The sequence below is a fragment of the Kribbella sp. NPDC051770 genome, from assembly GCF_040681455.1.
GTDB lineage: Bacteria > Actinomycetota > Actinomycetes > Propionibacteriales > Kribbellaceae > Kribbella.
The window spans coordinates 35,364-56,270 of sequence record NZ_JBFAYT010000006.1; the positions used below are offsets into that span (position 1 = coordinate 35,364).

Below are 20,907 nucleotides of genomic sequence, written 5' to 3' on the forward strand. Positions count from 1 at the left end.
GAAGACTGTGGACAACCTGACTCGACGCCGGTTCCTGACCATGAGTGGCGTGACGGCCGCGGGTGCGCTCGCCGTCGGAGCGACCCAGGTCGACTGGTCCGACCTGATGACCGCCGCGGTCAACGATCCCTTGCCCAGTGGGGATTCGGTGCTCGTCGTCGTCACCCTGTACGGCGGGAACGACGGGTTGAACACCGTCGTCCCGGCGTCGGACCCGGCGTACCAGGACGCGCGGCCGGAGCTCGCGTACAAGCCCGAGGAGGTGCTCGATCTCGGCGAGGGGCTCGGGCTGAGCCCGGGGCTGAAGGGGTTGAAGGGGCTCTGGGACGAGGACCGGCTCGCGGTGGTTCGCGGGGTCGGGTATCCGGAACCGGATCGGAGCCACTTCCGGTCGATGGCGATCTGGCAGACGGCTTCGCCGGAGACGTCGGTGCCGACCGGTTGGCTGGGGCGGTGGCTGGATGCGACCGGTGCTGATCCGCTGCGGGCGGTGTCGGTCGAGCCGACCCTGCCGCCGCTGCTGGCGGGCGCTACGACGGCTGCCGCATCGCTGCCTGTTCGGGGCCTGAAGCTTCCGAAGGGGTCGTTGGGCGAAGCCTTTGCTGCGTTGGGGAAACCGAGCGCGGGCGAGGAGCACTGGCATGCGTTGGCGGCGAAGTCGCTCGGTGATCTGCAGAACGCCGTACGGGTGCTGGGTGGGGCCGTGCACGATGCCGGCGAGCGGGAGGACGACGAGGACGAGGAGCGGACGAAGGGCGCTTCGGCTGGTGGTGCTTCGCAGCTGGGATCGCAGCTGGATCTGGTGGCCGGGCTGATCGAGGCGGGAGTGCCGACGCGGGCGTACTCGGTGTCGCTCGGCGGCTTCGACACTCACGCCGACGAACGGGGCACTCAGCAACGACTTCTGACGGAGCTCGACACGTCGCTGACGCCGTTCGTGCAGCGGCTGCGCAAGACCGACCGCGGGAAGAACGTGGTCGTCCTCGTGTACTCCGAGTTCGGCCGCCGGGTCCACGCGAACGGCAGCGACGGGACCGATCACGGGACGGCCGGGCCGCTGTTCGTCCTCGGCGAGAAGGTCAACGGCGGTTTCCACGGCGAGCAGCCGAGTCTGACAGATCTCAACAACGGTGACCTGAAGTCGACGACCGACTTCCGCGACGTCTACGCGTCGGTGCTGTCCGGCGTACTGTCGACTGATCCGGGCAAGGTGCTGCCTGGGCACACGAACACGCTCGACGGGCTGCTCCGGGTATGAGTCCGGACAGCTCGACGGGTGGCAGGATGACGGAATGGCTCGGGTGCTGCTGATCGAGGACGCGGAGGTGCTCCGTACGGCGGTCGGCATCGCGCTGGAGGAGGCCGGGTTCACGGTCGAGACGCGCGCCGACGGTGTGACGTTCGAGCGCGACCTCGCGGAGTACCAGCCAGACCTGCTGCTGCTGGACGTGATGCTGCCCGGGCGGGACGGCTTCGAGCTCCTGGCGGTCGCGCGGGAAGCCTCGAACGCCGGCATCGTCCTGCTGACCGCGCGCGACGGTGTGCCGGATCGCCTGCACGGGCTGCGCGCCGGCGCCGACGACTACGTGACCAAGCCATTCGTCCTGGCCGAGCTGATCGCCCGGGTCGAAGCGGTCCTGCGCCGGATGGGCAGGCTGCGGACCGTCATCGAGGTCGGCGATCTCGCCGTCGACATGGACGCCGGTACCGCCACGCGCGCCGGGCACCCGCTGGTGCTCACCGCGACCGAGCTGAAGCTGCTCACGTTCCTGGCCGGGCGGCACCATCGCGTCGTCGGCAAGACCCAGCTCCTGACCGCGGTCTGGGGGTACGGCGACTACGCCGCCAACCTGGTCGAGGTCCACATCAGCGCGCTCCGGCGCAAGCTCGAGGCGCACGGACCGCGGCTCCTCCACACCGTCCGGGGCACCGGGTACATCCTCCGGTCGGACCAGCCGTGAGCGGTCTGCGGACGGCGTCGCTGCGCCGGCGGGTCACGTGGCTGGCGCTGCTGGTGCTGGTCGTGGTGCTGCCGGTCACTGGACTCGTGGTGAACAGAGTCTTCGACGCGCAGGCCGAGCGAAACCTGGACGCGCTGCTGAGCGGGCGGACCCAGCTGGCGCAGCAGCTGGCCCGGCAGAACGTTGCGCCTGCGGCGCTGGTCCGGCGAATCGATGCGGACGGCGTACGGGTCACGTTGGTGCTGCGGTCGGGGCAGGTGCTGGGGGCTCCGCCGGTGGATGCTTCGGAGGACGTCCGGCAGGTGCGGGCCACGCTGCAGGCGGGGCAACGGACCAGGGGCGCGGAGCTGACGTTGTCGGCCGACACCTCGCTGCTGGCGGAGGCGAGCGGGACACTGCGGCGTACGTTGCTGATCTCGGGGGCCGCAGCACTGGCGATCACCGCGCTGGCGCTGGTGATCGGGATGCGGTTCGCGTTGGCGCCGCTGGACGCGATGACCGGGCTGGCCAGGTCGATCGCCGCCGGGCGGCGCGGTGAGCGGCTGCAGCCGACGCGGGACGACACCGAGCTCGGGCGGACTGCGGCCGCGTTCGACGAGATGCTGGATGCGTTGGAGGGGGCGCTGAAGCAGGCGTGGTCGTCGGAGGCGCGGATGCGGGAGTTCGTGGCTGATGCCGCGCATGAGTTGCGGACGCCGGTGGCTGGGTTGAGTACGGCGGCGGAGACACTGTTGCAGCTGGGGCCGGATGCGTCGCCGCAGCGGCGGGACGAGCTGCAGCTACTGCTGGTTCGGGAGTCGCAGCGGGCGGGCGCGCTGGTGGACGACCTGCTCGATCTGGCGCGGATCGACGCCGGGCTGGAGCTGCGACTGCAGCCGGTGCGGTTGAAGGTGATCGCGCTTCAGCAGGTCGAGCGACTGCGAGTCGCCGCTCCCGGATTCACGGTCGAGGTGCACGGGCAGGACGTCGAGGTCGAGGCCGACCCGGAGCGGATCACGCAGATCCTCACCAACCTGACCAACAACGCCCGCACCGCGGCCGGAGACACCGGAACCGTGCAGATCTTCGTCGGCGCGATCCCGGCGTTCGCCGAGATCGTTGTCCAGGACAACGGCCCCGGAGTCCGGCCGGACGACCGAGAGCGAATCTTCCGGCGCCTCGTCCACACCCACGAAAGCCGCGGATCAGGCCTGGGCCTCCCGATCGCCCGCGGATTCGCCCAGGCACACGGCGGAGACCTGACCTGCGTCCCGCGTGGTGACGGTCAGCCTGGTGCGGCGTTCCGGCTCCTGCTCCCACTCGGTGGAGCGGATCGCTCTGGAGTGGGTGCGCCTGGGCGCACGGGGGAAATCTGACCTGCGTCCTGAGTGCTGATCTGCGTCCCGCGTGGTGACGGGCAGCCTGGTGCGCGTGCCGGCAGTCAGCGTCGCCGCGATTGACGGGACCAGCCGAGGCAAGCTCGTTCACCATCGCCTGCGCCGACTCACGGCTCTCGTACAGCCCGGCTCTTCCCCCACTTGGTGGAGTGGATCGGTTCGCCTGAGCGGACGGGGGAGATCCCAAGCGGATGGTGACGTGTCGGCGCTGGTCGCTGCGAGACATCGCCGCCGAGGCGAGCACGACATGCCGCTGGTGAGGATGGTGCCCCCCGCGTGATCAGTCCTGGCGGTTGTTGGCGACGATCGCGGCGATTGGAGGGAGGACTGCGGCGACTGCGCTCATCGCGATCGCGGCTGGGACGGAGAACAGGCGGACGACGAACCAGGCCAGGATGATCAGGGTGACGCAGGTGCCCATGATCAGGATGTAGGCGCGTTGGTTGCCGGGGCGGCCGGTGAGTTTCGGCACGGGCTCAGCGTACGCCGGGATCGCGCGTGGGGGCGGGGCGAGGATCTGCGGGGTGGGGCTGGGGCTCGGGCTGCGGGCGCGGCTGGGGCTGGTTGGTGGGGGTGGGGGCAGGGTGAGCGCCTGTGGGCTGCGGTTGGGTGGTGGGGGATGTGGTGGGGGTGGCGGCGGGAGTGGGGTCTAGGAACAGGTGGCGGACTGTGGGGTGGGTGGTGCGGACCTTGCGGTCTACCTGTTCGGCTAGTTGTTCTACTGCGGCGCCGGTGGTTTCGGAGTCGTCCAGGTCTACTCGGACTACGACCAGGACCTCGTCGGCGGCTAGGCGGAGAGTGAGGAGTTCTACTACCGCGTCGATGCCGGGGGTGGTGGCGATCGTCGTACGGATCTGCTGTTGGACGTCGGTGGGGAGGGACTGGCCGATCAGCATGGCCTTGTTGTCGCGGCCGAGGGTGAAGGCTACGGCGATCAGGAGGAGGCCGATGGCGATCGAGGCGGCGCCGTCCCAGAAGTGGTGGTCGGTGAGGACGCTGAGGGTTACGCCGGCGGCGGCCAGGAGGAGGCCGATGAGGGCTGCGGAGTCTTCGAAGGCGACTGTTTTGACGGCGGGTTCGGCGTCTTTGAGGTGTTCGAGGGTGGGGACGCCTTCGGCTTTGGCTTCGCGGCGGACCTGGCGGACGGCGCGGAGCCAGGAGGCGCCTTCGAAGACGAACGAGATCGCCAGGACCACGTAGACGACGGTCAGGGAGGCGACGGGGTCGGGGTGGATGACGGCTTGGATGCCTTCGACGATGGAGAAGCCTGCGCCCAGGACGAAGATGCCGACCGCTGCCAGGAGGGCCCAGAAGTAGCGTTCCAGGCCGTAGCCGAAGGGGTGGTTGGCGTCGGCGGGTTTCTGGCTGCGTTTGAGGGCGGTCAGGAGGAACACCTGGTTGAGGGTGTCCGCGACTGAGTGGGCCGCTTCCGCCATGAGTGCGGTTGAGCCGGAGAGCAGACCGGCGACGCACTTGGCGACGGCGATGGAGAGGTTGGCTGCTCCGGCGAGCAGCACTGTTCCGGTGGATTCGTCAGCCATCAAACGCCGGGTGCCCGGGGGGAGGGTGGGGCAAACGGCTGGAGGTTGGCGGGCGGGTGGGGGCGGGGATCGGGCGGGCTGGGGATCTCCGCGGGGGATGAGGCGGGGTTGGTGCCGGGGTTGCGCAGCCGCGGGGAGAGGGCGGGGCAAACGGCCGGAGGGCGTGCGGGGGTGTGTGCCTCCGCAGGGATCGGAGAGCTTCGTGCCGGGGGTGCCTCGGCGGGGATCAGGCGGGGTTGTGCCGGCGGGTGCGCCTCGGTGGGGATCAGGCGGGGTTGGTGCCGGGGTGCGCAGCCGCGGGGACCGGGCGGGGCACGTGCGCAGGGTGGACGGCTGTGAGAGATCGGATGGTTTGTGGCGACGGGGTGCCTCAGCGGGGATCAGGCGGGCTTGGTGCCGGCGGTGCGTGGCCGTCGCGATCGGGGTGGTTTATGGCGAGGGTGCGCCTCGGTGGGGGATCAGGCGGGCTTGGTGCCGGGGATGTTCGGCCAGGTGGTGGTGAGGACCTCGAGGAAGGCTGTGGTCAGGGGGTCGGTGCCTCGGGTGTACGCGGTGAGGGTGCGGCAGATGGGTGGGGTTGGGCGGAGGACGTGGCCGTCGTAGCTGGTCGGGAGGATGTTGGCGGGGACCAGGGCTGGGCCCAGGCCGGCGGCGGCCAGGGCGGGGGCGGCGGCGGTCTGTTCGGTGCGGACTGCGATGTGGGGGTGGAAGCCGGCTTCTGCGCAGGCTTGGTCGAGGAGGTCGGCTAGGCCGTGGTGGGGGGCGTAGTGGACCCAGGCTCGGTCGGCGAGGTCCGAGAGTTGTACGTCGGTTGCGCGGTCGAGCGGGTGGGGACGTTCGGTGGGTTGAGGGGTTGCGGGGGGAGTCGCATGGGGGCCGGCGGTGAGGTGGGCCGTCGCGGGGGGAGGCGCTTGGGGACCGGTGGTCGGGTGAGGGGCTGCTGGGGGAGTCGCATGGGGGCCGGCGGCCAGGTGGGCCGTCGCGAGGGGAGTCGGCTGAGGACCCGTGGCCGGGTGGGGAGAAGCGGGAGGACGGGCTTGGGGACTAGCGGTCGAGTGAGGGGTTGGGGGAGTAAGCGCTTGGGGCCCGGTGGTCGGGTGGGCCGTCGCGGGGGCAGGCGGGTGGGCAGGGGCCAGGGGGTCGTCGGCGGGGACGACCACGACCAGTTCTTCGATGCCTAGGACAAGCGGTGCCGTCGGCCAGTTCGGGGGTGCTGGGCCGATGGCTATGTCCGCCTGACCGGTGGTCATCGCGTGGGTGAGGGATGTGGTGTGGGGGTGTTCGTGGAGGCGGATGCCGACGGCGGGGTGGAGGCGGCGCCAGGTTTTCAGGGCCATCGGGAGGATGCCGAGGGTGATCGAGTGGAGGGTGGCGATCTGGAGCTCGCCGGCTTGGAGGCCGGCGGCTTGGCGGGCGGCCTGGCGGGCTCGGTCGGCGTCGGCCAGGGCGGCTCGGGCGTGGGGGAGCATCGCTCGGCCCGCGGGGGTGAGGCGGAGGTTCTTGGGGAGGCGCTCGAGGAGCGGGCCGCCGGCGGAGCGTTCCAGGGCGCGGATCTGGTGGGAGAGCGCGGGCTGGGTGACGTGCAGGCGCTCGGCGGCTCGGGTGAAGGAGCCCTCGTCGACGACTGTCACGAGGTACTCCAGCTGCCGGAGCGTCGCCATGCACAGATTTTATGCACATCCTGAACAACATGCGTTGGACTTATCCACAGGGTCACCCACAAGCTGGGGATATGACGACGAAGGTGGCGCTCGTGGTGGGCGCGCGTGGGGTGATCGGCAGCAATCTGGTGGAGCATCTGCGGGGGCTTCCTGACTGGGAAGTGATCGGGGTGTCGCGCCGGGGCGGGGAAGGCGCGGGCGGGGAAGGCGTGGGCGGGGAGAACGCGGGTGGGGCGAACGCGAGCGGGGCGAACGCGAGCGGGGCGAACGGCTCCGGTGGAGCGGGCGGCGTACGGCACCTCGCCGTGGATCTGCTGGATGCCGAGGACAGCCGGGTGAAGCTGAAGGAGCTCGGCGACGTGACGCACGTGTTCTATGCGGCGTACCAGGAGCGCCCGACCTGGGCCGAGTTGGTGGCGCCGAACCTGGCGATGCTCACCAACGTCGTGGACGCGATCGAGCCGGTCGCGGCCGGGCTGCAGCACGTGAGTCTGATGCAGGGGTACAAGGTGTACGGCGCGCACCTCGGGCCGTTCAAGACGCCGGCGCGCGAGGACGATCCGCCGCACCTGCCGCCGGAGTTCAACGTGGACCAGCAGGAGTTTCTGGTCGAGCGGCAGCGCGGGAAGGTGTGGACGTGGTCGGCGTTGCGACCCTCCGTGGTCGGCGGAACGGCGCTGGGCAACCCGATGAACCTCGCGGTCGCGATCGCTGTGTACGCGTCGATCTCGAAGCAGCTCGGCGTGCCGCTGCGGTTCCCCGGCAAGCCGGGCGCGTACGACGCGCTGCTGGAGCTGACCGATGCCGGGTTGTTGGCCAAGGCAACGGTCTGGGCGGCGACCGAGCCGGCCGCGGCGAACCAGGCGTTCAACATCACGAACGGCGACCTGTTCCGCTGGAGCGAGCTGTGGCCGAAGCTCGCGGCCTGGTTCGAGATGCCGGTGGCGCCGCCGTTGCCGATGCCGTTGCAGGACGCGATGGCCGACAAGGAGGCGCTCTGGGACCGGATCCAGAGCGAGCACGGGCTCGCCGGTACGCCGTACGCGGACGTCTCGTCGTGGGGGTTCGCGGACTTCGTGTTCGGCTGGGACTACGACTTCTTCGCCGACGGGTCGAAGGCTCGGCGGGCCGGCTTCCACGAGTACGTCGAGACCGAGCAGATGTTCTACGCGCTCTTCAGTGAGCTGCGGCGCCAACGGATCATCCCCTAGGCTCCGAGCTGTGGCTGGTCAGGGAGCGGGGCGGGTGCTCGGGGTGAATCTGCGCGTCCGGCGGGACGAGCAGGGGATCTCGCTGTCGGAGCTGGCGCGGCGGTCGGGGATCGCGAAGGGGACGCTGTCGCAGCTGGAGTCGGGGGCGGGGAATCCGACGATCGAGACGGTGTTCAGTCTGTCGAACGCCCTGGGGGTGCCGGTGTCGGCGCTGCTGAGTGAGCCGCCGGCGTCGGACCTGGTGCTGGTGCGGTCGGCGGACGTCGAGGCGCTGAGCGGGGCCGCGGTGGATCTGCGGATGCTGCGGCGGCTGGAGAGTCCGGGGAGCCTGTTCGAGGTGTACGACCAGCGGATCCGGCCGGGTGAGGTGCAGCACTCGAGCGGGCACCCGGGGACCGAGCATCACGTGATTCTGACCGGACGGGTGCGGATCACGGCCCGGGACCGGAGCCAGGAGCTCGGTGCGGGCGACTACCTGGCCTTCCGGGCGAACGGGCCGCACGAGTACGAGGCGCTGGACGGTGAGGTGCGGTCGGTGCTGCTGCTGGAGTACCCGCCGGACACGATGCCGGGGGCGTTGGAGACGCTGCACACCGAGTAGGGCCGCGGCACGGTCCGGCGTTGACCTGGAGCAGGGGGCGTCGTACGCTCGAAGCGTTCATTAAAGTGAACGACGAGGCGATGGGGTCGACGAGATGCCGGACGTGGTGGTGGTCGGGGCAGGGGTGATCGGTGCCGCCTGCGCCGAGGCGCTGTCCGCTGCCGGGGTCGCCGTGACCGTGATCGACCGCGGGACGCCGGCCGGTGGGACGACCTCCTCCGGCGAGGGGAACGTGCTGGTCTCGGACAAGGAGCCTGGGCCGGAGCTGGCGTTGGCCGTCGCGTCGCGGCGGGAGTTCGGCGTCGTTCTGCAGCGGCTGCCGGAGCAGGTCGCAGACGTCGAGTGGGAAGCCAAGGGCGGCCTGGTCGTCGCGACCGGTGAGCCGGGGCCGCTGGAGAAGTTCGCCGCGACGCAGCGGGATGCGGGTGTCGACGCGCGGGTGATCAGCGCGGCGGACGCGTTCGAGCTGGAGCCGCTGCTGACGCGTGCGGTGACGACGGCGGTGCATTACCCGGACGACGCGCAGGTGCAACCGGTGCTGTTGGCAACGGCTTTGCTGGCCGCCGTACGGGCGCGGGGTGGTGAGGTGCGCAGCGGTGTGACTGCGCGCGGCGTGCGGCAGAAGGCTGGGCGCGTGGTCGGTGTCGAGACCGACCAAGGCGTGATCGAGTGTGATGCCGTGGTGAACGCGTGCGGGCCGTGGTCCGGAGCGTTCGGTACGGCGGCCGGTGCGCCGATCGAGATCCTGCCGCGGCGCGGGATGATCCTGGTCACCGCGCCGCTGCCGGAGAGCGTGCGGCACAAGGTGTACGACGCGGACTACGTCGGCGCGGTCGGGAGCGGGGACGCGGAGCTGCAGACCTCGACCGTCGTCGAGTCGACGCGGGCCGGGACGGTGCTGATCGGGTCGAGCCGGGAGCGGATCGGGTTCGACGACGCGCTGAAGGTGCATGTCCTGCGGGAGTTGGCGCGCAAGGCGGTGGGGATCTTTCCGTTTCTGGCCGACGTACCGGTGATGCGGACGTACGGCGGCTTCCGGCCGTACGCGCCGGATCATCTGCCGGTGATCGGCGCCGATCCGCGGGTGCCGGGGCTGTGGCACGCGACCGGGCACGAAGGCGCGGGGATCGGGCTGGCGCCGGCGACCGGGCGGTTGCTGACGGAGCTGTTCATCGGGGTGCCGCCGCACCTGGATCCGGAGCCGTTCCGGGTGGATCGGCCGGCTGTCGTGGGGGTGCTGTGAGTCCGTACCTGCGTTCTGCGGAAGGGGATCCGGCGGAGCCGCGCTTCGGGGCGGCCGTGGGGATCACAGTCGACGGTGAGGCGGTCGAGGCGCTGCCGGGGCAGACGGTGGCTGCCGCGTTGATGGCGACCGGGCGGGAGTCCTGGCGGACGACGCGAAAGGCTGGGAGTCCGCGGGGGGTGTTCTGTGGGATCGGTGCGTGCTTCGACTGCCTGGTGGTGGTGAACGGGACGCCGGATGTGCGGGCTTGTCAGCGGACGGTTTCGGCGGGGGACGAGATCAGTACGCAGGTCGGCGCGGTGCTGCCGGGGGTGGGTGCGGCCGAGGAAAGAGTTACCAGAGAGAGTGCTCGGTCGGTTTGGGATGGTGCTCGGTCGACGAGTGCCGCCAGTACGGCGTACGACGTGGTGGTGGTCGGGGCTGGTCCGGCAGGGTTGAACGCGGCGCTGGCGGCGGCTGAGGCCGGGGTCAGCGTAGGGCTGATCGATGCCGGCCGCGCTGTGGGCGGGCAGTTCCATCGGCAGCTGCCGAAGGAGTTTGCGGCGGGCAAGCCGGGAAGGTTGCAGCACGGGTGGGGCAAGTTCGTGCAGCTGCGCGATCGCGTCGCGAGGCATCATCGGGTGACGCACCTCGCGGAGACCTCGGTGTTCGCGATCGAGGGGCAGCACGTCTGGGTGCAGCGCGGCGAAGCTGATGCGGTCGGGCGGCGGGTGGAAGCCGTTGCGGCGCAGGCGATCGTGCTCGCGCCGGGGTCGTACGACCGGGTGCTGCCGTTCAGCGGGTGGGATCTGCCGGGGGTGTACAGCGCGGGGGCGGCGCAGGCGCTCGCGAAGGGGCAGCGGATCGCGGTCGGGCAGCGGGTGGTGCTGGCGGGGACCGGGCCGTTCTTGCTGCCGGTGGCTGAAGCGTTGCTCGGGGTCGGGGCCGACGTGGTCGGGGTGTACGAGGCCAACGCGTTGCGGACGGTCGCTCGCGGGTGGATGACCGATCCGTTGGTTGCTCGGGGCAAGGTTCGCGAGGCGGTCGGGTACGCCGGGGTGCTGGCGCGGCGAGGGATTCAGCTGCGGCACGGGCGGGCGGTGATCGCTGCGCACGGGAATCGGCGCGTCGAGGCGGTGACGGTCGCGAAGCTCGATGCGGACTGGCGGCCGGTGCGGGGGACCGAGGAGCAGGTCGAGGTCGATGCGGTGTGCGTGGGGTACGGGTTCACGGCGCAGCTGGAGTTGGCGGTTGCGGCGGGGTGTGAGCTGACTGCTGATGGGTCGGCGGTGGTGACCGATGAGTGGCAGGGGACCAGCACGGCGGGAGTGTTCGCGGCTGGGGAGATCACTGGGATCGGCGGGGCTGATCTGGCGGCGGCGGAAGGGCGCGTGGCGGGGGCGGCGGCCGCACGGCTGGTGGTAGGCGCGGCGCGGCCGCGTGCTGGGGCGGAAGGGCGACCGGATGAAGTTGCCAAAGGCAAGCGATTTGCGAACGCGCTGGCGGCGGCGTACCCGGTCCGGGACGGCTGGCGTGAGTGGAGCGATCCCGCGACGCTGATCTGCCGGTGCGAAGAGGTCTCACGGGGGGATCTCGAACGCACCGCGACCGACCGCGGGCTGGAGACCGGCAGGAGCTTGAAGCTGGCCGGGCGGGTCGGGCTGGGGCTGTGCCAGGGGCGCGTGTGCGCCCGGAACGCGGCCTGTCTGACCGGTGCGGAGCCGGCTGACCACAAACGACCGATCGCGGTGCCGGTACGGCTCGGCGACCTGGCCAACGAGGAGGAACTGTGAGCGAGAAGCTGGATGGCGTGATCGTGGCGACGGCACTGCCGTACGCCGAGGACGCGAGCGCGCCGGCGGGGCTGCGGCCCGACCTGGACAAGTACGCCGAGCACTGCCGCTGGGTGATCGAGAACGGCTGCCGGGGCGTCGGCCCGAACGGGTCGCTCGGTGAGTACTCGTCGCTGACCGACGACGAGCGGCGCGCGGTCGCGCGGACCGCGATCGAGGCCGTCGGCGACGACGGAATCGTGGTCGTCGGCGTGCACGGCGTCGGCGCGCACCAGGCCCGGAGCTGGGCCGAGAAGGCCGCCGAGGACGGGGCGCACGGCGTACTGTGCCTGCCGCCGACCATGTACCGCGCCAACCGCGGCGAGGTGCTGCACCACTTCAGCGAGGTCGCCAAGGCCGGGCTCCCGGTGATGGTCTACAACAACCCGCTCGACACCAAGGTCGACCTGACCCCGGACCTGCTCGGTGAGATCGCACAGATCGAGAACATCGTCGCGGTCAAGGAGTTCTCCGGTGACGTCCGGCGGATCCTGGAGATCCGCGAGCAGGCGCCGGACCTGACCGTGGTCGCGGGCGCCGACGACCTGACGCTGGAGGCGCTGCTGATGGGCGCGACCGGCTGGTTCGCCGGATTCCCGAACGTCTTCCCGGCCGAGTCGGTGCGGCTGTTCAACCTGGCGCTCGAGGGCAAGCTGGACGAGGCCCGCGCGCTGTACGAGCCGCTGGTCGCGTCGTTCCGCTGGGACTCGCGGGTCGAGTTCGTGCAGGCGATCAAGTGGGCGATGGACTACGTCGGCCGGTACGGCGGCCCCTGCCGCCCGCCGCGCGGGCCGCTGGTTCCCGAGCACGTCGTGCAGCTCGAGCAGGACATGAAGCGCGCGGTCGAGTCGCTGGCGTGAGCCCGCGAGGGACGCTGGAAGTCCCGCGCGGCCGGGCGCCGAGCTCGCGAGGGATGCTGGAAGCGCACGCATCGTCCACCGGAAGGTCGTTGGTATGAGGTCAGTTCGTACGCTGAGCGCGATCGACTCGCACACCGAAGGCATGCCGACCCGGGTGATCACCGGCGGCGTCGGGGTCATCCCGGGCGCGACGATGGAGGAGCGCCGCCAGTACTTCATGGCGCACGACGACGACCTGCGGCTGTTCCTGATGAACGAGCCGCGCGGGCACGCCGCGATGAGCGGCGCGATCCTGCAGCCGCCGACCCGGCCGGACGCCGACTGGGGTGTGCTCTACATCGAGGTGTCCGGCTGCCTGCCGATGTGCGGGCACGGGACGATCGGCGTCGCGACCGTGCTGGTCGAGTCCGGGATGGTGCCGGTCAGCGAGCCGCTGACGCAGGTCCGGCTGGACACGCCGGCCGGGCTGGTCGTGGTCGACGTCGCGGTCAAGGACGGTCGCGCCGAGCACGTGACGCTACGGAACGTCCCGGCGTACTCGCACGCTCTGGACGCCTCGGTCGAGGTCAAGGGGCTCGGGACCGTCACCTACGACCTGGCGTACGGCGGGAACTTCTACGCGATCCTGCCGCTGGAGCAGCTCGGGATTCCGTTCGACCGGTCGGAGAAGGACCGGATCCTGCAGGCCGGGCTGGACATCATGGCGGCGATCAACGAGACCGACCGGCCGGTGCACCCGGAGGACCCGGGGATCCACAGCTGCAAGCACGTGCAGTTCACGGCGCCGGGGCGGGACGGGAGCGACTCGCGGAACGCCATGGCGATTCATCCCGGGTGGTTCGACCGGTCGCCCTGCGGGACGGGGACGTGTGCGCGGATGGCGCAGCTGCATGCGCGTGGTGAGCTGGAGCTGGGGCAGGAGTTCGTGAACGAGTCGTTCATCGGGACGAGCTTCACCGGGAAGTTGTTGGAGACGACGACGGTCGGCGGTCTGCCGGGAGTGATCCCGACCGTACGAGGCAGGGCCTGGATCACGGGGATGGGGAACTACTTGCTGGACCCGTCGGATCCGTTCCCTACCGGGTTTGTGCTCTGAAACGGAGCGACTGGCCAGGGCGTAGCTGCGCGCAGGCGTCGAGGTCGGCGCCTGCGACGTAGCCGATCACCGGGTAGCCGCCGGTCACCGGGTGGTCGGCGAGGAACAGGACCGGGAGGCCGGACGGCGGGATCTGCAGGGCCCCGAGGTTCATGCCCTCGCTGGTCAGCTCGCCGTCGCGGGCTCGCTCCAGCGGCTCGCCTTCCAGCCGTACGCCGATCCGGTTGCTGTTGCTGCTGACCGTGTAAGACTGGCTGGTCAGCGATCGCCAGCCGTTGTCGGTGAACCAGTCGCGGCGCGGCCCGGGCAGTACGTCGACGGTCAGAAGACCGCCGGTCGGGTCCGCGACCGGGGCGAGGTCGACGCCGGGCATCGGGCCGTGATCCTTGCCCAGGGCAAGCACATCGCCGGTCGCGACCGGCGCCGGGCCGAGGCCGGAGAGCAGGTCGGTCGAGCGGGAGCCGAGCACCGGGTCGACGTCGAGGCCGCCGCGGAAGGCGACGTACGTGCGCAGGCCGGTGCGCGGGGTGCCGAGCTGCAACACCTCGCCTGCCCGGAGGACGGCGGGGGCGTTGAGGGGGACGCCGGAGCAGGTCGCCCCGGTGATCGCGTAGACGAGATCCGCTGAAGCGACCAGTTGCAGTCCGCCGAAGGTGACCTCCAGGACGGCCGCGTCGGGGTGGTTGCCGACGAGGCGATTGGCCAGCTGGTACGACGTACGGTCGCACGCGCCGGAGCGGCCGATGCCGAGGGCGGCCTGACCGGGGCGGCCGGAGTCCTGGACGGTGGTGAGGGGACCGGTCTGGAGGACTTCGAAGGATCGGTTCATGCGACTACGAAACGTACTCTGCGGCCCGGGCTCAGCAGCGCGGCCGGGTCGCGCGCGAGGTCGAAGACCGCGACGTCGGTGTGGCCGAGGAGCTGCCAGCCGCCGGGGGACTCGCGGGGGTAGACGCCGCTGAACTCGCCGGCCAGGGCGACGGCGCCGGCGGGGACCTTGGTGCGGGGGGACTTGCGGCGCGGGATGTCCCAGGAGGACTCGCTGGTGAGGTAGCCGAACCCGGGGGCGAAGCCGCAGAAGGCGACGGTCCACTCCTCGGAGGTGTGGCGCTGGATGACTTCGTCGACCGAGCAGGAGAGCAGGGTGGCGACGTCGGCCAGGTCCTCGCCGTCGTAGACGACGGGGAGCTCGATCAGGTCGCCCTCGGTGCGGTGGTCGCCGGCCGGAGTTGTCGCGCGAAGTGTGCGTTCGAGGGCGGTGAGGGTGGTGCTCGGGGAGATGGTGACCATCACCGTCCGCCCCGCCGGGACGATGTCGACGACACCGGCCGGCGGGTCCGAGCGGAGCGCGGCGTAGTACCCCAGGACCTGGTCGAGATCGTCGAGCTCGACCAGCAGCGCCGAACTACCGCAGGGCAGAATCTGCATCAGGCCGCAAAAGGAGTCAGTTCGACCCCGGCCTTCGTGAGGCTTGCGCGGACCTGCTGAGCGATCTGTACGGCGCCAGGCGTGTCCCCGTGCAGGCAGATCGACCCCGGCTTCAGCCGCAGCTCCCCGCCCTTCACGTCCTTGATCGGCTCGCCGGTCGCCATCGCCACGCAGCGCCGGGCGATCTCGCGCCCGTCGTGCAGCACCGAGCCGGGTTCGCGCCGCGAGACCAGCGTGCCGTCCGGCGAGTAGGCGCGGTCGGCGAACGCCTCGTGGACGACGGTCAGCCCCGCCTCGGCGGCCAGCTTGAGCCAGACCGCGCCCGGCAGGCCGAGCACCGGCAGCGCGCGGTCGTAGTCCGCGACCGCCGCGACGACGGCCGCGGCCTGGTCCTCGTGGTGCCCGATCGTGTTGTAGAGCGCGCCGTGCGGTTTCACGTACGCGACCTCCGAGCCGGCGACCCGGGCGAACGCGTCCAGCGCGGCGATCTGGTACAGCACCTCGTCGCGCAGCGCGGCCGGTTCGATGTCGATGAAGCGGCGGCCGAAACCGGGCTTGTCGGCGTACCCGACGTGGGCGCCGATCGCCACGTCGCGGTCGGCGGCCCGGCGGCAGACCGCGCGCATGATGGACGGGTCGCCGGCGTGGAAACCGCAGGCGACGTTGGCGCTGGTGACGACGTCGAGCAGGGCGTTGTCGTCACCCATCGCCCAGCTCCCGTAGCCCTCGCCGAGGTCGGCGTTCAGGTCGACGGACATCTCAGCCTCCTAGGTGAACAGCAGGGTCTTGCCGACGGCCTCGATCAGGGCGACGGTCTGGTCCACGACAGCTTTCCGGTCAGCCTCGAACTCGGGGCTGGTCAGTGCGCTCGGATCGGCGGGGTACTCCAGGGCGGAGATGTGCAGGTGCCCGCCCGGCATTGTCGCGTGACCGGTGCCCAGCCGCAGCCGGTTGGTCCGGTACATCGACTCGTTCGACAGGTAGTTGCTGCCCGGGGCGCTGGCCGCGTGCGAGCCCGGCGAGGGGTCGGGCGCGGTGCGCAGCGCGTCGGGGTCGGGAAAGGTCCCGGCGGGCCACTCGGTGATGCCGGGGTTCAGCGTGACCGGCCACGGGCCGGTGCCGGCGGCGATCATCTCGGCGTACGGGAGGGTGGTGCCGATGAACTGCGGCGACGGCTGCGGCTGCGGCCAGAGCGCGGCGGCCGAGATCGGGCCCCAGTTCAGGGCGCGGTTGTTGTCCGGCGAGCCGCCGCGGAAGCCGCCGGCCCACTTCTCGATGTGCATGTGGCCGCGGCGGGTCTGGCTGATCGTGGTGAACGCGTCGATCGCACCGCGGTGCCGCGGGTCCTCGGGACCGACCAGCCACGGGCCGAACGCGTCCTCGACGACGCCCTGGTCGAAGTCGGTCCAGTTCACCGGGAAGATCACCGCCTGGATGGTGACGTCACCGACCTTGCGGCCGTGCAGTTGCAACGCGGCGGCGCCGGACGGGTTCGAGTGCCGCAGGCTGTCGTCGAGGCTGTAGGTGTCGAAGCCGCTGACCAGCAGCTTCGGGCCGTCGGCGGGGAACGCGACTCCGTCGATGCCGCGGGAGGCGTAGTCGAACTGGCGCAGGATCGCGCGGCGCTGCAGATCGGTCAGCGGGTACGACGGCTGCCACTCGCGGACCGCGCGGCTCATCGCCGTCCGGGCCCAGTAGAGCGGGCGGTCGTCGTACGGGTCGATGGTGCCGGAGGTGAGCCGGCCCTGGGCACGGTCGACGGCGGTCCGCCAGAGCGAGGCGCCGGCCTCCCGGATCGCGGCGGCGTCCGCGGAGCCGCTCAGCTCGGCGGTGAAGTCGTCGACCAGGCCCTCGAACCCACCGGCCTCGATCAGCTCGCGGGCCAGCGGCGCGGTCCGGCCGGGCAGACTGAGCGTGGTCCGCTGCTCCTCGACGGTCAGCATGATGGCGACTCCCCGGGTCGATGGTGAGTCTCAACCGTAGAGATTGTTCAACAATCCTGCAAGACTCTCGTTGAACGCCGATCCGTATGATGACGAGGTGGCGAGCGAAATCGGGCCTCCGGCCGACCAGTCGTGGCTGCGTGCCGTCGCCGACGACGCCGCGCACTTCGACCGGAGCAGCTCCGCCGAGCGGGTCGCCGACGTGCTGCGCCGGCGGATCACCGACGGCGTGCTCCGGCCCGGCACCCAGCTGTCCGAGGAGTCGCTCAAGGACGCCCTCCAGGTCAGCCGGAACACGCTGCGCGAGGCGTTCCGCCTGCTCACCCACGAGGGGCTGCTGGTGCACCGGATGCACCGCGGTGTCTTCGTCCCCGACCTCACCGAGGACGACCTGCTCGACCTGTACCGGCTTCGGCGGGTGCTCGAGTGCGACGTCGTACGGGGTCTCGCCGACCTGGACCCCGCGCAGCTCGAGCCGCTCCGGGCCGACGTCGAGGCCGCCGAGTCCGCGGCCGTCGAGGAGGACTGGATCTCCGTCGGTACGGCGAACATGCGCTTCCACCGGCACCTGGTCGGCCTGGCCGGCAGCACCCGGATCAACGAGATCACCGGCCGGCTGCTCGCCGAGCTGCGGCTGCTCTTCCACGTGATCGCGACGCCGCGGGCGCTGCACGAGCCGTACATCGCCCGCAACCGCTCGCTGCTCGAGCTGCTCGAAACCGGCCAGTACGCGCGGGCCGCCGACGACCTCAACGCCTACCTGCTCGACTCCCAGGCGGCGCTGCTCGAAGCCTTCCGCGCCCGGGCCTGAATTCGGGCTTGCGGAGTAAGGCTCATAACTGAGTTGATGGCTGGTAGGGCCAATCGACAGGGGAGAGCACGAATGACCGAGGACCGCACCGAAGAACAGCGCAAGTCGTACCGGCCGATCGACGCGAAGGGGTTCCGGGACGCGATTCCGCGGGGCTGGGGAGCAGTGGATCGGGCGGTGGTGCTGCCTTCGGGGTTGGCGGAAGCGGCCGCGGAGCATCGGCGGAAGTTGGTCAACGCGCTGCCCGGACGGCGGATCGCGCTCGGCGCCGGGCAGGCACCGGTCCGGTCCAACGACACCGACTACCGGTTCCGCGCCGACAGCGACTTCGTCTGGCTGACCGGCTGCCAGGCCGAGGGCGCCGTACTGGTGATCTCGGCCGACGGCGACGCGACGCTCTACCTGCGCGAGGCGGCCGGTCCGGACGAGCCCGACTACTTCGCGAACGCGCGCGACGGCGAGCTGTGGATCGGTCCCGTGCCGGGGCTGAAGGACTGGTCGGAGGCGCTGCAGATCGCGTGCCGGCCGATCGAGGAGCTGCCGTCCGCCGTACGGGGTGCGGTGCCGTTCATGCTGTCGGTGCCGGGGGTCGAGCCGATGCTGGACGCGCTGGTGCGGACCTCGCGGACCGACGGCGACATCCTGCGGCAGTCGATCTCGGAGCTGCGCCGGATCAAGGACGACTGGGAGCTCGACCAGTTGCGCGAGGCCGTCGAGGCCAGCGTTCAGGGTTTCGCGGACGTCGCGCGGGAGCTGCCGGAGGCGATTCGTGGTGGTGGCGAGCGGTGGCTGGAGGGGACGTTCGACCGGCGGGCCCGGACCGCGGGCAACGGGGTCGGCTACGCGTCGATCGTTGCCGCCGGCAATCACGCGCCAGTGCTGCACTGGGTCCGCAACGACGGCGCGGTGCGCGAGGGTGACGTGATCCTGCTGGACGCGGGCGTCGAGACGCGGACGCTGTACACCGCCGACGTGACCCGGACGTTCCCGGCGACCGGTGAGTTCACGGCAGCGCAGCGGCAGGTGTACGACCTGGTGCACCAGGCACAGCTGGCCGCGCTCGCGGCGGTCACGCCGGGGGCGCCGTACCGGGCCTTCCAGTACGAGGCGATGCGGGTGCTCGTCGAGGGCCTGCGGGACTGGGGCATCGTCGACGTGTCGACCGACGAGGCGCTCGGCCCGGACGGCCAGCAGCACCGCCGGTACGTCGTCTGCGGCCTCGGCCACTTCATCGGCCTCGACGTCCACGACTGCGACGCCGCCCGCCCGGAGACCTACTTCGCCGCGGACCTCGAGGTCGGGATGGCGCTGGCCGTCGAGCCCGGCCTGTACTTCCACCCGCACGACGAGACCGTCCCGCCGGAGCTGCGCGGCATCGGCATCCGGATCGAGGACAACGTCGTGGTCCACTCCGACCGCCTCGAGATCCTCACCGAACCGCTCCCGATCACCGCTGACGGGCTCGAGCAGTGGGTCAAGGCGCAGCGACAGTGAGTCGTGAATCAATCACTTAAAAAAATCTGGTCACCGGTAGTAACACGGGGCCGGTCGGCTCCGATGTAGTCAGCGGGGGAGGGTCGCTTTCGGCTCGGTGCGTGGTGGTGGGGGGCCGCGGCCACGCACCGGCCGGACGGCCCCGAACTTGGGACCCGGGGGGGACCCAGGGGTAGTGAGGCACGGGGGGTACGACGATGAATCTACGGGTGCGCGTTGTGCACTGCGGGTGTGCGGGCGACCGGCACTGGTACGCCGACATCGACGACGCGGAGGACCCGCAGCCCGACGACCCGTTCTGGTACGTCGACGGGTGCGCGAGTCAGGCGCAGGCGCTGGAGACGGCCTGCGAGCAGCTGCAGGCCTTGTCCGGCCGGGTGTTCCGGGGGGATCACCTGCTGCGGGTGCTGGACTGAGAACGGACCGAAGCCCCCACCTGATGAGGGTGGGGGCTTCGGCCTGTCCGGAGGATCAGCCGCGGGTCAGCGTGACCCCGTAGTAGTTCGCGGCGTCCACGACCGGCTGGTAGAACGAGTACGAGCCGGTGGCGTTGCCGCCCTGGTTGAAGCCGCAGTCGTGACCGTCGGACGGGCCGCCCGACGTCATCCCCTGCGCGACGGTGCCGGAGATGTACGCACCGCCGGAGTCGCCGCCCTCGGTGCAGACCGTCGACCGGGCCAGACCGCTGGTGCGGGTGACGCTGCCGCCCGCGCCGCCGTAGTTGACGGTCAGGTTGTACTGCTGGATCGTGCCGCAGGTCCAGCCGGTGGTGTTGCCGGCCTTGCAGATCGTCGAGCCGACCGGGGCCTTCGACGAGCCGGTGACCCGGGTGGTCTGGCCGTTGCGGTTGTCGATGTAACCGCGGCCGACGTTGTTGCTGTCGATGTCCATCAGACCCATGTCGACACTCGGCGAGCCGGTCCGGAAGCGGCTGGCGACGCCGACCCCGAGCCGGACGCCGGACCGGTTCTGCACCATCGGGTTGCCCTCGACGCAGTGGCCGGCGCTGAGCATCACGTTGTCGCTGCCGTTGCGGGTGCCGGAGAACCCGAGCGAGCAGTTGGTGCCCGGGACCAGGTCCATGATCTGGCCGCCGATCACGTCCGCGGTCATCGACAGCGTGGTCGTGTTGGTGCTCACGGCAACACCGGGGAGCGCCTTCAACTGCTTGACCAGGGCAACAGTCTTGGCCGACTGCTCACCGGGCTGCAGGATGATCCGCAGCTGGTCGCTCGGCAGGTCGGTGCCGACCTGCTGCACCTGCGTCGAGCCGGACCGGTCGATGATCGCCTGGGCCTTGGTCTGCAGGGCGGTCAGGGCCTTCTCGCCACGGGCAACGGTCCGCGGGGACAGACCGTTGGCGCGGGCGGTCTCGGCCGCCTGGGTGGTGTGCACGTTCACGACCAGCCGGCGGGCCGAGTCGAAGAACGCGCCGTCCAGGCCGGCGCCGGCGCTCTTGGACGCCTTGGCCAGCTGGGCCTGCACGGTCTCCAGGGCCGCGGTCTTGGCGTGCTCGGCGTCGAGCCGGGACTTGGCCTCGGTCGCCGAGACCCCCCAGCTCTGGCCGAGGACGGTGTACACGCCGTCGACGGCCTCGGGGAGCGGAGCGCTGCTCGCGGACTGGATCGGCGCCAGGGCGGCGGCGCCGAGTCCGAGCGTCAGAGCGGCGCCGGTGACGGTCTTGCGGAAGTGCCGGGGACGGCGTCGTTCGGGGCGGGGCGGGGAAACAAAGGACATAGTCACATCCGGTTCCTCTGGGTGGCCTTGCCTCACAGGGCCACGGTGAGGGAATCGTGGTGGCTACGGATGATGACCACAAGGGCACCCAGCGTCAGCAAGGGAAAGCCCGCACCGGTGGGCGCCCACCCTT

At 71.0% G+C, this 20,907-nt stretch carries 20 protein-coding genes; 12 read left to right on the top strand and 8 right to left on the bottom strand.

What is annotated here, in order from left to right; translation table 11 throughout:
* Positions 1-7 precede the first annotated feature (7 nt).
* From AB0M01_RS20550 to AB0M01_RS20560, 3 genes are read left to right on the top strand one after another with little or no spacing between them, the layout of a single operon-like run.
* Positions 8-1,258: a DUF1501 domain-containing protein gene (locus tag AB0M01_RS20550; RefSeq protein WP_363671695.1), complete on the top strand. Its 1,251-nt coding sequence runs from the start codon at positions 8-10 to the stop codon at positions 1,256-1,258.
* Positions 1,259-1,292: 34 nt separating this feature from the next.
* On the top strand, positions 1,293-1,961 hold the full coding sequence (locus tag AB0M01_RS20555; RefSeq protein ID WP_363671696.1) for a response regulator transcription factor: 669 nt from the start codon (positions 1,293-1,295) through the stop codon (positions 1,959-1,961).
* Positions 1,958-3,316 carry a HAMP domain-containing sensor histidine kinase gene (locus AB0M01_RS20560; protein WP_363671698.1) on the top strand — a complete coding sequence of 453 codons (1,359 nt, stop codon included), beginning with the start codon at positions 1,958-1,960 and terminating at the stop codon, positions 3,314-3,316. Before AB0M01_RS20555 ends, AB0M01_RS20560 begins: the two co-directional genes overlap by 4 nt.
* A 301-nt stretch (positions 3,317-3,617) precedes the next feature.
* Here the strand turns inward: AB0M01_RS20560 and AB0M01_RS20565 are convergent, their stop codons facing one another.
* From AB0M01_RS20565 to AB0M01_RS20575, 3 genes are all read right to left on the bottom strand, one after another.
* Positions 3,618-3,809 carry a DUF3099 domain-containing protein gene (locus AB0M01_RS20565; RefSeq protein ID WP_363671700.1) on the bottom strand — a complete coding sequence of 64 codons (192 nt, stop codon included), beginning with the start codon at positions 3,807-3,809 and terminating at the stop codon, positions 3,618-3,620.
* Between the two features lie 4 nt (positions 3,810-3,813).
* Positions 3,814-4,878 carry a cation diffusion facilitator family transporter gene (locus AB0M01_RS20570; RefSeq protein ID WP_363671702.1) on the bottom strand — a complete coding sequence of 355 codons (1,065 nt, stop codon included), beginning with the start codon at positions 4,876-4,878 and terminating at the stop codon, positions 3,814-3,816.
* A gap of 458 nt (positions 4,879-5,336) precedes the next feature.
* Positions 5,337-6,539 carry a LysR substrate-binding domain-containing protein gene (locus AB0M01_RS20575; protein WP_363671705.1) on the bottom strand — a complete coding sequence of 401 codons (1,203 nt, stop codon included), beginning with the start codon at positions 6,537-6,539 and terminating at the stop codon, positions 5,337-5,339.
* A gap of 71 nt (positions 6,540-6,610) precedes the next feature.
* Between AB0M01_RS20575 and AB0M01_RS20580 the strand changes: the two genes are divergently transcribed.
* The 6 genes from AB0M01_RS20580 to AB0M01_RS20605 all read left to right on the top strand — a co-directional run bounded on the left by AB0M01_RS20580 (position 6,611) and on the right by AB0M01_RS20605 (position 13,361).
* Entirely contained in the window at positions 6,611-7,750 is a 1,140-nt protein-coding gene (locus AB0M01_RS20580; protein ID WP_363671707.1) for an SDR family oxidoreductase, read from the top strand.
* Positions 7,751-7,760: 10 nt separating this feature from the next.
* Positions 7,761-8,351: an XRE family transcriptional regulator gene (locus tag AB0M01_RS20585; RefSeq protein ID WP_363671709.1), complete on the top strand. Its 591-nt coding sequence runs from the start codon at positions 7,761-7,763 to the stop codon at positions 8,349-8,351.
* A 94-nt stretch (positions 8,352-8,445) separates the two neighbouring features.
* Positions 8,446-9,594 (top strand): FAD-binding oxidoreductase, encoded by a 1,149-nt coding sequence (locus tag AB0M01_RS20590; protein ID WP_363671711.1) that lies wholly within the window; start codon positions 8,446-8,448, stop codon positions 9,592-9,594.
* A 56-nt stretch (positions 9,595-9,650) separates the two neighbouring features.
* On the top strand, positions 9,651-11,366 hold the full coding sequence (locus tag AB0M01_RS20595) for an FAD-dependent oxidoreductase (protein ID WP_363671713.1): 1,716 nt from the start codon (positions 9,651-9,653) through the stop codon (positions 11,364-11,366).
* Positions 11,363-12,265: a dihydrodipicolinate synthase family protein gene (locus tag AB0M01_RS20600; protein ID WP_363671715.1), complete on the top strand. Its 903-nt coding sequence runs from the start codon at positions 11,363-11,365 to the stop codon at positions 12,263-12,265. Before AB0M01_RS20595 ends, AB0M01_RS20600 begins: the two co-directional genes overlap by 4 nt.
* A 94-nt stretch (positions 12,266-12,359) precedes the next feature.
* On the top strand, positions 12,360-13,361 hold the full coding sequence (locus AB0M01_RS20605) for a proline racemase family protein (RefSeq protein WP_363671717.1): 1,002 nt from the start codon (positions 12,360-12,362) through the stop codon (positions 13,359-13,361).
* Here the strand turns inward: AB0M01_RS20605 and AB0M01_RS20610 are convergent.
* Genes AB0M01_RS20610 through AB0M01_RS20625 form a run of 4 tightly spaced genes read right to left on the bottom strand, consistent with a single transcriptional unit; the run spans position 13,342 to position 16,732 of the window.
* On the bottom strand, positions 13,342-14,190 hold the full coding sequence (locus AB0M01_RS20610; RefSeq protein WP_363671719.1) for a biotin-dependent carboxyltransferase family protein: 849 nt from the start codon (positions 14,188-14,190) through the stop codon (positions 13,342-13,344). The two genes, AB0M01_RS20605 and AB0M01_RS20610, sit on opposite strands and share 20 nt — an antisense overlap.
* A complete protein-coding gene (locus AB0M01_RS20615; protein ID WP_363671721.1) occupies positions 14,187-14,789 on the bottom strand; it encodes an allophanate hydrolase subunit 1 in 603 nt (200 codons plus the stop codon). Before AB0M01_RS20615 ends, AB0M01_RS20610 begins: the two co-directional genes overlap by 4 nt.
* Entirely contained in the window at positions 14,789-15,547 is a 759-nt protein-coding gene (locus AB0M01_RS20620) for a 5-oxoprolinase subunit PxpA (protein WP_363671723.1), read from the bottom strand. Before AB0M01_RS20620 ends, AB0M01_RS20615 begins: the two co-directional genes overlap by 1 nt.
* 9 nt (positions 15,548-15,556) lie before the next feature.
* Positions 15,557-16,732: a hypothetical protein gene (locus tag AB0M01_RS20625; RefSeq protein WP_363671726.1), complete on the bottom strand. Its 1,176-nt coding sequence runs from the start codon at positions 16,730-16,732 to the stop codon at positions 15,557-15,559.
* Between the two features lie 97 nt (positions 16,733-16,829).
* On the opposite strand from AB0M01_RS20625, the gene AB0M01_RS20630 reads away from it, so the two are divergent.
* The 3 genes from AB0M01_RS20630 (at position 16,830) to AB0M01_RS20640 (ending at position 19,453) form a co-directional block, all read left to right on the top strand.
* Complete coding sequence (locus tag AB0M01_RS20630) at positions 16,830-17,543, top strand: GntR family transcriptional regulator (protein ID WP_363671728.1); 714 nt, start codon at positions 16,830-16,832, stop codon at positions 17,541-17,543.
* 72 nt (positions 17,544-17,615) lie between these two features.
* Complete coding sequence (locus AB0M01_RS20635; protein ID WP_363671730.1) at positions 17,616-19,037, top strand: aminopeptidase P family protein; 1,422 nt, start codon at positions 17,616-17,618, stop codon at positions 19,035-19,037.
* 209 nt (positions 19,038-19,246) lie between these two features.
* A complete protein-coding gene (locus AB0M01_RS20640) occupies positions 19,247-19,453 on the top strand; it encodes a hypothetical protein (protein ID WP_363671732.1) in 207 nt (68 codons plus the stop codon).
* Positions 19,454-19,508: 55 nt separating this feature from the next.
* Here the strand turns inward: AB0M01_RS20640 and AB0M01_RS20645 are convergent, their stop codons facing one another.
* Entirely contained in the window at positions 19,509-20,774 is a 1,266-nt protein-coding gene (locus AB0M01_RS20645; RefSeq protein ID WP_363671734.1) for a S1 family peptidase, read from the bottom strand.
* Positions 20,775-20,907: the final 133 nt, after the last annotated feature.